Below are 13,248 nucleotides of genomic sequence, written 5' to 3'. Positions count from 1 at the left end.
ATTGGAAATATATTTCCATCTAACTCAATGGGTCAGAGCGAAACAGCAACAGCCCCCTGGACACAAGGCATCACTCCCGTTCCGGCGTGACCCGCTCGCCAGATAGCCTCAGCCGTTTCGGCGCTTCAGGCGCATGGTGCGATCCGCCCGCATGCCCTGCAGCCTCCAACCATAGACTTGGCGTAAACACAGCCCAAGGCTTTACACTGCCGGCTCCCCCGCTCGGAGTCATCGCGCGTGCTGTCCTTCCTCGCTCGTCGCCTGGGCCTGCTGTTGCCCACCCTGATCGGCGTCACCCTGCTGACGTTCAGCCTGATCCGCCTGGTCGACGGCGATCCGGTGGACGTGATGATGGGCGAGCGCGGCCTCAGCCCGGAACAACACGCCCTTGCCCTGCAAGAGCTTGGCCTGGACCGCCCCCTGGCGGAACAATACCTGCGCTACCTCGGTGATCTGCTACAGGGCGACCTCGGCCATTCACTGCGCAGCCGCGAAGCCGTGTGGGATGAATTCCTCGTGCTGTTTCCCGCCACCGCGGAACTGGCGCTGGCCGCGTTGCTGTTCGCCACCCTGTTTGGCCTGCCCGCCGGCATCCTGGCCGCCCTACGACGTGGCAGCAGCGTCGACCACGGCGTGATGGGCCTGGCCCTGACCGGCTATTCGATGCCGATCTTCTGGTGGGGGCTGATGCTGATCCTGCTATTCTCGGTCGGCCTCGGCTGGACGCCGGTGTCCGGCCGCACCGATCTGATTCTCTACGATATAGAACCCGTGACCGGCTTCATGCTCATCGACGCCTGGCTCAGCGGCCAGGACGGCGCGGTGCTCGACGCCCTGCACCACCTGCTGCTCCCGGCGATCGTCCTCGGCACCATCCCGCTGGCGGTGATCGCGCGGATGACCCGCTCGGCAATGCTCGACGTGCTGCGCGAAGACTACATTCGCAGTGCCCGCGCCCGTGGCTTGTCGCCGCTGCGCGTGGTGCTGGTGCATGCCCTGCGCAATGCCCTGGTGCCAGTGCTCACGGTGTTCGGCCTGCAGGTCGGCACGCTGCTCGGTGGTGCGGTCCTCACCGAGACGCTGTTCTCCTGGCCCGGCATCGGCAAGTGGCTGATCGAAGCCATCGGTGCGCGTGACTACCCCGTGGTGCAAAGCGGCATCCTGCTGATCGCCTGCTTGGTGATCCTCAGCAACTTCGTGGTCGACCTGCTGTACGGGCTCGCCAACCCTCGCCTGCGCCGCCAGTAGGGACACAGCATGACCGCCACCGCCCTCGCCAGCGTACCCGCCTCGCCCCTGAGCGAGTTCTGCCGTGCCTTCCTGCGCAACCGCGCCGCCTGCGCCGGTCTGCTGTTCCTGCTCCTGTTGCTGATCGGCGCCTTGTTCGCCCCCTGGCTGGCGCCCTTCGACCCAAGCCAGCAGCAACGTGACGTCGTGCTGCTGCCACCGATCTGGCTGGATGGCGGCCACTGGCCGTTCCTGCTCGGTACCGACGAAGCCGGCCGCGACGTGCTCTCGCGCCTGCTATACGGCGCGCGCCTGTCACTGCTGATCGGCCTGGCCTCGGTGCTGCTGGCCCTACTGCCCGGCGTGCTGCTCGGATTGCTCGCCGGTTTCTACCCGCGCCTGCTCGGTCCAGCATTGATGCGTTTGATGGACATCATGCTGGCGCTGCCGGCGCTGCTGCTGGCCGTGGCGGTGGTGGCCATTCTCGGCCCGGGGCTGATCAACACCGTGCTGGCCATCGCCATCGTCTCGCTGCCGGCTTACGTGCGCCTGACCCGCGCCGCGGTACTCGGCGAGATCGGCCGCGACTACGTCACCGCCGCGCGCCTGGCTGGCGCAGGCACCTGGCGGCTGATGTTCGTCACCGTGCTGCCCAACTGCCTGGCACCGCTGATCGTGCAGGCCAGCCTGAGCTTCTCGGCGGCGATTCTCGATGCCGCCGCGCTGGGCTTCCTCGGCCTCGGCGTGCAGCCGCCCACCCCCGAATGGGGCAGCATGCTGGCCGGCGCCCGCGACTACATGGACAGCGCCTGGTGGGTGGTGACCCTGCCCGGCTTGGCGATTCTGCTCACCGTGCTGTCGCTCAACCTGATTGGCGACGGCCTGCGTGATGCCCTTGATCCCCGACTCAAGCAGGTAGGCTGAAGCAGATGACCGACACCCCTCTGCTGACTCTGCGCAACCTCTGCGTGCGCTTTGGCCAACGCGCCGTGGTCGACGGTCTCGACCTCGACCTGCAAGCCGGGGAAATCCTTGGCCTGGTCGGCGAGTCCGGCTCAGGCAAGTCGCAAAGCATGCTGGCCCTGCTCGGCCTGGTGGACGCACCCGGCACGGTGAGTGCCGATACCTTGCAGTTCGCCGGCCAGGACCTGCAGCGCCTCTCGCCGCGGGCGCGTCGGCGCCTGCTCGGCAAGCACATTGGCCTGGTCTTTCAGGACCCGCTCAACGCGTTGAACCCGGCTCTGACCATCGGCTACCAACTCGGCGAGGTGCTGCGCCAACACCACGGCCTGCGTGGCAAGGCTGCTCGCCAACGCGCCGTGGAACTGCTCGAACAGGTACAGATCCCCAACCCGGCGGCGCGCCTGCGCGCTTACCCGCACCAACTCTCCGGGGGCCTGGCCCAGCGCGTGGCCATCGCCATCGCCCTGGCCGGTGGCCCGCAACTGCTGATCGCCGACGAGCCGACCACCGCCCTGGATGTCACCACCCAGGCGCAGATCATCCAGTTGCTGCTCGACCTGCAGCGTGAACGCGGCATGGCGCTGATCCTCATCAGCCACGACCTGGCCCTGGTCGCGCAAACCGCCAGCCGCGTCTGCGTGATGCAACATGGCCAGTTGCGTGAACAAGGACCGGTCAGCCAGGTGCTGTACCACCCGCAGCACGCCTACACCCGCCAGTTGCTCGCCGCCCTGCCGGAAAACCAGCCGCTGCGCCCACGCCCGCAAGGCGACAGCCCGCTGCTGCTCAGTGCCCGCGAACTGTCGCGCCAGTACCTGCTGCCCGGTGGCCTGCTGCGCCGGGCGCAGCGTCTGCAAGCACTGGATGGCGTGTCGTTCGACCTGCATGCCGGCCGCACCCTGGCGATCATCGGCGAATCGGGCAGCGGCAAGTCGACCCTGGCCCGCCTGCTGACCCTGATCGAAACACCGGACGGCGGCAGCTTGCGTATCGCCGGGCACGACCTCGCCAGTGCCGATCCGACCGCCCGCCGGCAGTTGCGCCGCGCTGTGCAGATGGTCTTCCAGAATCCATTCGCCTCGCTCAACCCGCGCCAGACCATCGGCGCGCAACTGGCTGAACCGCTGCTGCTCAACACCGACCTCGACACCACGCAGCGCCGCCAGCGCGTGGCGCAGATGCTGCAACGGGTCGGCCTGCCCGCCGAGCATGCCGAGCGCTACCCGCACATGTTTTCCGGTGGCCAGCGCCAGCGCATCGCCATTGCCCGGGCGATGATGCTGCAACCGAAAATCCTCGTGGCGGATGAGCCGACCTCAGCCCTGGACGTATCGATCCAGGCCCAGGTGCTCGAGCTGTTCCATGAACTGCAGGCCGAGTTCGGCACCGCCTACCTGTTCATCTCCCACAACCTGGCCGTGGTCCGGCAGATCGCCGACCAGGTGCTGGTGCTGCACCGTGGCGTGGCCGTGGAACAGGGCAGCGCCGAGCAGGTCTGCGAACACCCGCAGCATCCCTACACGCAGAAGCTGCTGGCGGCGACGCCCAGACTGGATGTGCCTGAGCAGGCGCTATAGATCACGCAGCAAGGCCAGGCGCAGGGCAAAGCCGATCAGCACCGTGCCAAACAGCCACTGCTGGATACGCTGCACCGTGGGCCGCTGCCCCAGCCACTGGCCGAAGCCGGTCCCGAGCAGCGCATATGTGCAGTCGAACGCCAGCCCCACAACGACCAGCACAACACCGAGCAAGGCGAACTGCACGGCCAGTGGCCCCGCTTCGGGTGTGATGAACTGCGGCAACAGCACTGAGCAGAACAGCAAGGCCTTGGGGTTGAGCAGGTTGGTCAGCAAGCCGCGTTGTACGGCAGCCCCGTACCGCCGTGAGGCGCCCTGCCGAGAAATGCCCGAAGCAACCAGCAGCGGTGAAACCGGCGCCCGCAAAATCGACACGCCCACCCACAGCAGATACAGCGCACCCACTACCCGCACGCCATCAAGCGTCCAAGGCGCGCTCTTGAACAGCACGGCCAATCCCGCCCCCGCCAACAGCACATGAACGCTACGCGCCAGCGCCAGCCCCAGCGCAGTGGCCAGAGCCTGAGCACGCCCCTGCCGGGCACCGGTCTGCAACAGCAGAATCATGTCCGGGCCTGGCAACAGGTACACCACGGCAAGCGCCACCAGAAATACACCCAACTCGGCCATATATCACTCCCAGAAAGCACTGAGGCAAAGTCTATGGTCAAAGGCACTGGCAGGTGCTTGCGTATTACGCCAATAAACTCATGATAATGAGCATATCTGCAACGCATTCACCGAATTAGAGACGCACTTATGCCAACCATCTCACTCGATGCATTCGATCAACGGATTCTGGACGCCCTGCAGCAGGATGGTCGCCTGAGCAATGTGCAACTGGCCGAGCAGATCGGTCTATCACCGTCACCCTGCCTGCGCCGGGTGCGCCTGCTGGAGGAAGCCGGCGTTATCCGGCGTTATCAGGCCGATCTGGATCGCGACAGCATTGGCCTCGGCCTGACGGTCTTCGTCGGCATCAAGGTCGAACGCCATCATGAGGAGCAGGCCGAGAGTTTCCGCCAGGCGGTAATCGGTTTGCCGGAAGTGATCTCCGTGCACCTGGTCTCCGGCGAGGCCGATTTCCTGTTGCAGGTGGTGGTCCCGGACTTGCGCGCCTACGAGCACTTCCTCACGGGCACCCTGCTCAAGCTCCCCGGCGTACGGGATATCCGCAGCAACTTTGCTATCCAGACCGTGAAAGCGCCCGGCCCGCTGCCGCTGCACCACCTGCCCCGCTAAGGCCGCCCGAAGAAGCGGTAGAACACCCGCAACTCATCCTGCGCCCGTTCCAGGCTGACCTGGGTGAAGCGCAGTGCCTGTCGCGCCGTGCACTGGGCCAGGCGCCCGAGGTCGAGCGGATGCACAAAGCCAAGCAATGGATAACCACCCATGGTCTGGTGATCGGCCAACAGGATGATCGGCTGGCCATCCGGTGGGATCTGGATCGCTCCGCGGGTCACACCCAGTGACCACTGCCGCAGCGGTGCCTGCAGCGCCTCGCCCTGCAGCCGCACGCCCATGCGGTCGGAATTGGGGCTGAGGCACCAGCGCTGGGTGAAGAACGCCTGCCGTGCCACGGCGGAAAACTGCGCCGCATCGCCACCTGTGATCACTCGCAACTCGGCGTCGGCGCGGTAATCCGGACGATAGGGCCAGGGCACGCTGGCCGCCCGCTGTCCCGACAAGGTCGCGGCACAGGGCAGCAGATCGCCCTCGCGCAGCGCGCTACCCTGCCCATCCAGCCCACCCAGGCCTTCGCGCACTTGAGTGCTGACGCTACCCAGCACCGGCCTGGCGGCAAACCCACCGGCAACCGCCAGGTAGCCGCGCTGGCCACTGCGCGCGTAGCCCAGGCGCACACGCTGTCCCGCGCGCAGGGAAAACCGTGACCAGCCCATCTGCGCTCGATCATCGACGGTCAGTGGCATATCGGCCCCGGTAAATGCCAGCCAGGTATCGACCTGGCTGCGCAGCTCTACATCACCCAGGGCGACTTCCAGCAGCGGCGCGCCCCAGGCATTGCCCAGCAACCGGTTGGCCCAGGCGGCTGCGTGCACGTCCAACGGTCCGCTTGGCGATACGCCCAGGTGTTGCCAGCCCTGCCGCCCGGCATCCTGCAGCAGACTCAGCGGCCCCGGTTTGGCCACCTGCAAGCCCCTCATGGACGACCACTCAGGCGGCGATAGGTCGACTCGTCGACCGGCACGAAACGCACCCGATCGCCAATGGACAGCGGGCAAGGTGGCGTTCGACCAGCCTCGAACACAGGCTGCGGACAGAGACCCAACAGGTGCCAGCCACCCGGCGAGGCCTGTGGGTACACCGCCGTCTGCCGCTCGGCAATGGCCAGGCTGCCAGCCGGCACGCGCGTGCGCGGGGTGGCCCGACGCGGCAGCGCCAGGCGCACATCCAGCTCGCCGAGGTAGGCGAACCCCGGCGCGAAACCGATGGCCCCGACGCGGTAGTCGATATCGCTATGCAGCGCGATCACCTCCGCCACCGAGATGCCACAAGCCACCGCGACATCCGCCAGGTCCTCGCCGGCATACCACACGGGTAGTTCGTGCACGCGGCCCAACTCCTCGCCAGGTGGCGTGCTCTGCCAGCGCTCGATGAGTGGCGTCAGGCGCTCGATCAGTTGCTCCGGGTGGGTACGCATCAGGTCGTAGTGCAGCAGCAGGCTGGTCCAGCTCGGCACCAGATCGCTTACCAACTCGCCACACTCATCACGGATACAGGCGGCCAGGGCGGCGATACGCCCTGGCAGATGAACGTCCGGCGTATCCGCGAGGTCCAGCAGCAGCGCTTCGGCACCGAAGGGTTCGATGCGGATCATGCCGCGTCCAGGTGCGCTCGCAGACGCCGCAACACGGCCAGGGACTCAGCGTTGTCGCCGTGCACGCAGAGGCTGTCCGCCTGCAGGCAAAGCGGCTGCCCGTGCAGATCGGCGAACGGCTCGCCACGGGCGATGGCCAGCGCCTGCTGCAAAATACGCTCGCCATCCTGGTGCACCGCCCCCGCCTCACGGCGCGGGGCCAGTTGCCCATCGGCAAGGTAGGCGCGGTCGGCGAAGGCTTCGAACAGCAACGGCACCCCGGCCATCTCGGCCAGGCGGCGTTCGCGGCTGTTGTCGGCCAGGGCCAGCACCATCAGCGGCAGGCCGGGGCGAAATACCGCACAGGCCACCAGCACGGCGCCGAGCAACTCGTCGCTGCGCACCAGGTCGTTGTACAGCGCGCCATGGGGTTTGACGTAGGCCAGCTGGGTGCCGGCCGCGCGGCAGAAGGCATCCAGCGCGCCGATCTGATACAGCACCAGCGCGGTGACTTCTTCCGCCGAGCAGGCCAGATGGCGGCGGCCGAAGCCTTGCAGGTCCGGGTACGAAGGATGGGCGCCGATGCTGACGCCATGTTTCACCGCCAGCGCAACGCTGTGCTGCATGATCGATGGGTCGCCGGCATGGAAGCCGCACGCCAGGTTGGCCTGGTCGATCAGCGGCATGGCCAGGGCATCGTCGCCCATGCGCCAGGCGCCGAAACTTTCACCCATATCGCAGTTGAGGAGGATTCTGTTCATGGGCATAGCTTCCGGCCTCGACGCGCAGGCTGCAACCTTTCAGTCAGCGTAACCCGCCCGGTCCCACGAAAATCTGGCGTTGAGCCGACCTGTCATTCGGGGTGCGCCCCTAGTACACGTCGCGGCGGTAGCGACCCTCTTCCAGCAGGTGCTCGACAGTTGCCTCGCCCAGCACGTCGCGCAGCACCTGGTCGACGCCACCGGCCATGCCTTCCAGGCTGCCGCAGACGTAGATCGCCGCGCCCTGCGCCACCCATGCCTGCAAGGTCTCGGCGGCCTCCCGCAGCCGATCCTGCACGTAGACCTTGTGCGTCTGGTCTCGGGAGAACGCCAGGTCCAGGCGGGCCAGGTCACCACGCGCCAAAGCACCATCCAGTTCATCCGCACAGTAGAAATCATGGGCTCGGTTGCGTTCGCCGAACAACAACCAGTTGCGCTGATGACCCGTAGCGATACGGGCCTTGAGCAGGCTGCGCAGCCCAGCGAGACCCGTGCCGTTGCCGATCAGGATCAGCGGGCGATCATCCTCCGGGGCATGGAAGCCGTTATTGCGCCGGACGCGGGCAAGCACCTGCCCCTGCTGCGACGCATGCTCGGTCAGCCAGCCGGAGCCCAGTCCCAGGCTGCCGTCAGGGTGCCGTTCCTGGCGCACGATCAGTTGCAGCACGCCGTCGGCGGGCAATGAGGCAATGGAGTATTCGCGGGGGCTCAGCGGCACCAGCGCCTCCAGCAGCGCCTGGGCATGCAGGCCGACCAGATGAGCGAAGCTGTCCGGCAGTTGCCGCGTGGTCAGGGCCTCGTGCAGCGGCTGCGCCAGCGGACCGACATTGACCCACTCCGACGCATCCAGACCGTGCTGCTGCAGCCAGTCGCGCACCCGGGCGTCAGCATTGCGCGGCAGCACTTCGAGAATATCGCCGGCTTGCCACTGCACGGCATCGCTGCTGTTCAGGCCGAGCAGGAAGGTCGGTTCCCCCTGGCTGCCGGGATTCAGTCGCTCGCGTTGGCTCAGGCTCCAGCTCGTGAAGGGCACCTGTTGTACGTGCTGGGGTTGCAGCCCTGTCAACTCGCCCAACTGGTGTTGCCAGTGGTCGAGCGCCACGGCGTCGCCACCGTCCACTTCGACGGGAGCGAACAGGCTGCGCGCGCCCTGCTCGCCGAGCCAGGCATGCAGGCGCCGGGCAAAACCACAGAACTGGCTGTACTGGCGGTCGCCCAGGGCAAGTACCGCATAGTTCAGGTGCTGCAGACCCAGCGGACGCCCCAGCAGCTTGCGCTCGAAACCGCGCGCACTGTCCGGCGCCTCACCATCACCGAAGGTGCTGACCACGAACAGGGCCTTGCTCGCCTGCTGCAAGGCCTGCTCGCTCAACCGCGCCAGCGACTGGACCTGCACCGGATGCCCCGCCGCCTGCAACTGCCCGGCGGTCTGCCAGGCCAGTTGCTCGGCAAAGCCGCTCTGACTGGCGAAGCCGATTAGCCAGCCCTCGCCGCTCGCTGCCGCCCCCACATCGCCACGAGCCGCCCGTACCGCACGTTTCTTGCGCCGGCGATCGAGGTAGAGCAACCAGCCGGTGACGAAGAACAACGGCATGGTCAGGCTGGCCAGCATCATCAGGATGCGCCCCGGCAGGCCGAAATACTCGCCCACGTGCAGGGCATACACGCTGGTCAGCAGCTGCGCCTTGAAGCTCTTGTCGACATACCGCTCGTGACGGCTCACGGCACCACTGGCCGGGTCGATCTGGAACTGGTTGAGCGCCCTCGGGTGCGCGGCGTCCTCAAGCAGGTAGAACACCGTGGCCGGCTGGCCCCCCACCGGCGGCAGGCGCAGGTTGTACTGGCTCAGTTCAGGCCCTGCCGTGTTGCGAATGGAGTCCCATACCGCGTCGTAGTCGACCACCAGAGGTGGGCCGCCGGGTGCTTGCTGGCCAGGCCGCCCGCGTCCACCTTCACGCCGTTCGCCAGGTTTGCCGGCTTGCACGGCCGGGGCGTCGCTGAGCAGAGCGGTCAGCCCGCTGCGGTACCAGTCATAAGACCAGTACAGCCCCGTGAGCCCGGCGCAAAGGTAGAACACCAGGCACCAGGTGCCGAACACCGCGTGCAGGTCCCAGTTGAAGGCGCGCCCTTTCTTCGCCCAGTCCAGGGTCAGCCAGGTTCGCCAGCTCAGGGCCTTGCGCGGCCAGCGCAGATACAGGCCGGATAGGCAGAAGAAGATCAGGGCCAGGGTACTGGCGCCGGTGATCTGCCGGCCGACATCACCGATGGTGAGGAAGCGGTGCAGTTGCAGGATGAAGTTGAACACCTCCTGCCCCTGCGGTTCGGCGAGTATCTCGCCACTGTAGGGGTCGACGAAACGCACCGCGCCACGTCGCTGACCCGCTTCCGGCTGGAGGAAGACACGGGCGGCCTTGCCATCGAGCACGTTCACCCAGACACCGGAAACGCCCTTGCCCTCTGCTGCCTCGACCTTGGCCGCCAGCTCGCCGGGCGGCAACACGCCCTCCTCGCGTACCGCGAGCTGCATGTGAGGATTGAGGACACCGATGATTTCCGGCTGAAAGGTATACAGCGCCCCGGTAACGCCCATCAGTGCCAGCACCAGCCCGGCGGTGATGCCAAAAAACCAATGCAGTTGAAATATCGCTTTCTTGAACACGTACGTCGTCCTGAACTGCTTGCCAGCGCCGGCATAGGCCGACCGAATTAAACGAGAAGTATTCTAATTTGATCCCAAGGCTCACGCGCCGCTTTTACACTTTCCTTACCAACGCCTCAATAAATGCCCCTGCCGCTGGGAGGTCGAGCGGCAAAACGCCAAGCCGCACGCTCGAATACAGCGCCATAAAAAAGCCCCGGACATGCCGGGGCTTGGTACGCGAGTGACGCCTTACAGGTAGAACGCCTTCAACGGCGGGAAGCCGTTGAACTCCACCGCGCTGTAGCTGGTGGTGTAGGCACCGGTGGACAGCCAGTACAGGCGGTCGCCGCTGGCCAGGTTCAACGGCAGGCCGTACTTGTAGTTCTCGTACATGATATCGGCGCTGTCGCAGGTCGGACCCGCGATGATGACTTCTTCCATCTCGCCTTTGCGCTCGGTCCAGATCGGGAACTTGATGGCTTCATCCATGGTTTCGATCAGGCCGCTGAACTTGCCCACGTCAGTGTAGATCCAGCGCTCGACGGCGGTGCGCGATTTACGCGCGATCAACACCACTTCGCTGACCAGGATGCCAGCGTTGGCGATCAGCGAACGGCCTGGTTCGAGGATGATTTCCGGCAGTTCCTCGCCGAAGTCTTCCTTGAGGAAGCGAATGATTTCCTCGGCGTAGGTTTCCAGACTGTTGGTGCGGGTGATGTAGTTGGCCGGGAAGCCGCCACCCATGTTGATCATCTGCAGCTGGATGCCGTCTTCTTCCTTGAGGCGCTCGAAGATCACCTTGACCTTGGCGATGGCGGCGTCCCACACGTCGATGTCGCGCTGCTGCGAGCCAACGTGGAAGGAGATGCCATACGGCACCAGGCCCAGTTGCTTGGCCAGGATCAACAGGTCCAGGGCCATGTCCGGGTTGCAGCCGAATTTACGCGACAGCGGCCAGTCAGCCGACGTCGAGCCTTCGGTAAGGATGCGCACGTAGATCTTCGAGCCAGGGGCGGCCTTGGCGATGTTGCGCAGGTCGGCTTCCGAGTCGGTGGCGAACAGACGCACACCCTTCTCGTAGAAGTAACGCACGTCGCGGGCTTTCTTGATGGTGTTGCCGTAGCTGATGCGCTCCGGGCCGACGCCACGGCTCATCACCTTGTCCAGCTCATAGATCGAGGCGATATCGAAGCTCGATCCTTTGTCCTTGAGCAGGTCGATGATCTCGACGGCTGGGTTGGCCTTGACGGCGTAGTACACCTTGGCGAATTCGAAACCGGCGCGCAGGTCATCGTAGGCCTGGCTGATGATCGCGGTGTCGATCACCACGAACGGGGTTTCTTGCTTGTCGGCGAATGCCTTCATTTTGTTGAAGGTTTCGCGCGGGTAATAGTCTTCGACCTCGATCGACATGCGGGGGCTCCATTGGCAAAACAAACAAAGGTATTGAAGGGATGGTTCCTGTGTTGGAACCGCGAACGTCTAATCCGTTTCCCCACTTTGGTTCGCCTACTTCCCAAGGCATGTCGCCGAGGATTGCCAGATGTGCGGGCAACCTCTCGTCGTCAGTACTTGAGCCGGATGGATCGTTTCCAGCATGGACGTTCGGGCGCGAACTTTAGGACCATGCTTCCCGTATATCAACCAAAAATTACCCTCGTTTTACAGGCGGACGCCAAGTGTTTCTAATCCTCAACAAAACGTCCTGAATGCTGCACAAAAAACCATGCAAGAGCCTTGCTGGATCAGCGAGCCAATGCATCTCAGCACGGGCGAGAACGGATTGTTGCCCCCGGCAGGCATTACCCCTGAAATCGAAGCTTCCGCCTCAGCCCCGAACAGGGTTCATCCAGCGCTAAAACGTGACCGCCAGCCGACGCCTGCGCACTTACACATTCGCTTACATCCCGTATCATGAGCGCCCTTCAATGGCCCAGCACCGGGCCTGGCAACGTCAAGGAGGATCGCGTGCTCGATCTGGTCGCGGCATTCATCGCACTCACCACCCTGCTCACCTACGTCAATTACCGCTTCATTCGCCTGCCTCCGACCATCGGTGTGATGGCCACCGCGCTGGTGTTCTCACTGCTTATCCAGGGCCTGAGCGCACTCGGCTATCCGCTGATCGAAGTGGAGATGCAGGAGATCATCCGTCGTATCGACTTCTCCGACGTGTTGATGACCTGGTTCCTGCCGGCGTTGCTGTTCGCTGGCGCCTTGCACGTCAACCTGGGCGACCTGCGCAGCTACAAGTGGCCCATCGGCCTGCTCGCCACGGCTGGCGTGTTGATCGCTACCTTCGTAATCGGCGCGCTGGCCTACACCATCTTCGGCCTGTTCGGCTGGCATGTGGATTTCATCTACTGCCTGCTGTTCGGCGCGCTGATCTCGCCGACCGACCCTATCGCCGTCATGGGTATCCTCAAGTCCGCCGGCGCGCCCAAGCCGCTGGCGACCACCATCGTCGGCGAGTCGCTGTTCAACGACGGCACGGCGGTGGTGGTGTTCAGCATCCTGCTCAGCATTTTGCTCAGCGGTGCGACACCAACCATCGGCACGGTGAGCTGGATGTTCGTGCACGAGGCCATCGGCGGCGGGCTGTTTGGGGCCGCCATCGGCTTCGGCGTGATCCTGATGATGCGTGGCATCGACCAGTATCAGGTGGAGGTCATGCTGACCCTGGCCCTGGTGTTCAGCGGCGCGGCACTGGCCAGCAAGCTGCATGTGTCCGGCCCGATCGCCATGGTGGTGGCCGGCCTGATCATCGGCAACTACGGCCGCAACTATGCGATGAGCGACGAAACCCGCCGCTACATCGACAAGTTCTGGGAGCTGGTGGACGAGATACTCAACGCCCTGCTGTTCGCCCTGATCGGCCTGGAACTGCTCCTGCTGCCGTTCTCCTGGCTACACGTGGTCGCCGCCCTGACCCTGGGTGGCGCCGTGCTGATCGCACGTTTCCTCACCGTTGGCCCGCCGCTGCTTCTGCTTCGCCAGTTCAAGCGCCAGGCACCGCTGGGCACCACCCGCATCCTGGTCTGGGGCGGCCTGCGTGGCGGGGTGTCGGTAGCCCTGGCGCTGTCGCTGCCGCTGGGCCCGGAGCGCGACCTGTTGCTGAGCCTGACCTATATCGTGGTGCTGGTGTCGATCCTGGCCCAGGGTCTGACCATCGGCCCGCTGGTCAAATACATCTATAAAGACCAGCCGCTCTCGCCAGAAGACAAGGACGACGCGCACCACTGAGGCGGAATCGGCCACTGT

At 65.2% G+C, this 13,248-nt stretch carries 11 protein-coding genes; 5 read left to right on the top strand and 6 right to left on the bottom strand.

What is annotated here, in order from left to right:
- Window positions 1-237 precede the first annotated feature (237 nt).
- From ACWPW0_RS04365 to ACWPW0_RS04355, 3 genes are read left to right on the top strand one after another with little or no spacing between them, the layout of a single operon-like run.
- On the top strand, window positions 238-1,248 hold the full coding sequence (locus ACWPW0_RS04365; RefSeq protein ID WP_447589343.1) for an ABC transporter permease subunit: 1,011 nt from the start codon (window positions 238-240) through the stop codon (window positions 1,246-1,248).
- Window positions 1,249-1,257: 9 nt separating this feature from the next.
- A complete protein-coding gene (locus ACWPW0_RS04360) occupies window positions 1,258-2,151 on the top strand; it encodes an ABC transporter permease subunit (RefSeq protein WP_447589341.1) in 894 nt (297 codons plus the stop codon).
- Window positions 2,152-2,156: 5 nt separating this feature from the next.
- The gene (locus ACWPW0_RS04355) at window positions 2,157-3,767 is read left to right on the top strand and encodes an ABC transporter ATP-binding protein (RefSeq protein WP_454254540.1); all 1,611 of its coding nucleotides are present in this window, start codon (window positions 2,157-2,159) and stop codon (window positions 3,765-3,767) included.
- Here ACWPW0_RS04355 and ACWPW0_RS04350 read toward each other — a convergent pair.
- Window positions 3,762-4,397 carry a LysE family translocator gene (locus tag ACWPW0_RS04350; protein WP_454254539.1) on the bottom strand — a complete coding sequence of 212 codons (636 nt, stop codon included), beginning with the start codon at window positions 4,395-4,397 and terminating at the stop codon, window positions 3,762-3,764. The two genes, ACWPW0_RS04355 and ACWPW0_RS04350, sit on opposite strands and share 6 nt — an antisense overlap.
- Before the next feature lie 138 nt (window positions 4,398-4,535).
- On the opposite strand from ACWPW0_RS04350, the gene ACWPW0_RS04345 reads away from it, so the two are divergent.
- Entirely contained in the window at window positions 4,536-5,009 is a 474-nt protein-coding gene (locus ACWPW0_RS04345) for an Lrp/AsnC family transcriptional regulator (protein WP_447595541.1), read from the top strand.
- Here the strand turns inward: ACWPW0_RS04345 and ACWPW0_RS04340 are convergent.
- From ACWPW0_RS04340 to ACWPW0_RS04320, 5 genes are all read right to left on the bottom strand, one after another.
- Window positions 5,006-5,932: a 5-oxoprolinase subunit C family protein gene (locus ACWPW0_RS04340; RefSeq protein WP_454254538.1), complete on the bottom strand. Its 927-nt coding sequence runs from the start codon at window positions 5,930-5,932 to the stop codon at window positions 5,006-5,008. The two genes, ACWPW0_RS04345 and ACWPW0_RS04340, sit on opposite strands and share 4 nt — an antisense overlap.
- Window positions 5,929-6,606 (bottom strand): 5-oxoprolinase subunit PxpB, encoded by a 678-nt coding sequence (pxpB, locus tag ACWPW0_RS04335; RefSeq protein WP_454254537.1) that lies wholly within the window; start codon window positions 6,604-6,606, stop codon window positions 5,929-5,931. The genes ACWPW0_RS04340 and pxpB overlap by 4 nt, the downstream gene beginning before the upstream one ends.
- Complete coding sequence (locus ACWPW0_RS04330) at window positions 6,603-7,346, bottom strand: 5-oxoprolinase subunit PxpA (RefSeq protein WP_447589331.1); 744 nt, start codon at window positions 7,344-7,346, stop codon at window positions 6,603-6,605. The genes pxpB and ACWPW0_RS04330 overlap by 4 nt, the downstream gene beginning before the upstream one ends.
- 109 nt (window positions 7,347-7,455) lie before the next feature.
- Window positions 7,456-10,005, bottom strand: a complete 2,550-nt coding sequence (locus tag ACWPW0_RS04325; RefSeq protein ID WP_454254536.1) for a PepSY domain-containing protein — start codon at window positions 10,003-10,005, stop codon at window positions 7,456-7,458.
- A gap of 231 nt (window positions 10,006-10,236) precedes the next feature.
- Window positions 10,237-11,400 carry a type III PLP-dependent enzyme gene (locus ACWPW0_RS04320; RefSeq protein WP_447589327.1) on the bottom strand — a complete coding sequence of 388 codons (1,164 nt, stop codon included), beginning with the start codon at window positions 11,398-11,400 and terminating at the stop codon, window positions 10,237-10,239.
- Window positions 11,401-11,955: 555 nt separating this feature from the next.
- Between ACWPW0_RS04320 and ACWPW0_RS04315 the strand changes: the two genes are divergently transcribed.
- Window positions 11,956-13,230 carry a cation:proton antiporter gene (locus ACWPW0_RS04315; RefSeq protein ID WP_447595539.1) on the top strand — a complete coding sequence of 425 codons (1,275 nt, stop codon included), beginning with the start codon at window positions 11,956-11,958 and terminating at the stop codon, window positions 13,228-13,230.
- Window positions 13,231-13,248: the final 18 nt, after the last annotated feature.

The organism is Pseudomonas sp. Marseille-Q8238 (assembly GCF_965111915.1).
Note: the sequence above shows the minus strand (reverse complement) of the source record. Positions and strands in the feature narration are given on the sequence as shown.

Bases quoted from the DNA above. Each gene is read 5' to 3' on its own strand.
- ACWPW0_RS04360 (WP_447589341.1), top strand. From the start codon at position 1,258: ATGACCGCCACCGCCCTCGCCAGCGTACCCGCCTCGCCCCTGAGCGAG.
- ACWPW0_RS04355 (WP_454254540.1), top strand. From the start codon at position 2,157: ATGACCGACACCCCTCTGCTGACTCTGCGCAACCTCTGCGTGCGCTTT.
- ACWPW0_RS04350 (WP_454254539.1), bottom strand. From the start codon at position 4,397: ATGGCCGAGTTGGGTGTATTTCTGGTGGCGCTTGCCGTGGTGTACCTG.
- ACWPW0_RS04340 (WP_454254538.1), bottom strand. From the start codon at position 5,932: ATGAGGGGCTTGCAGGTGGCCAAACCGGGGCCGCTGAGTCTGCTGCAG.
- pxpB (WP_454254537.1), bottom strand. From the start codon at position 6,606: ATGATCCGCATCGAACCCTTCGGTGCCGAAGCGCTGCTGCTGGACCTC.
- ACWPW0_RS04330 (WP_447589331.1), bottom strand. From the start codon at position 7,346: ATGAACAGAATCCTCCTCAACTGCGATATGGGTGAAAGTTTCGGCGCC.
- ACWPW0_RS04320 (WP_447589327.1), bottom strand. From the start codon at position 11,400: ATGTCGATCGAGGTCGAAGACTATTACCCGCGCGAAACCTTCAACAAA.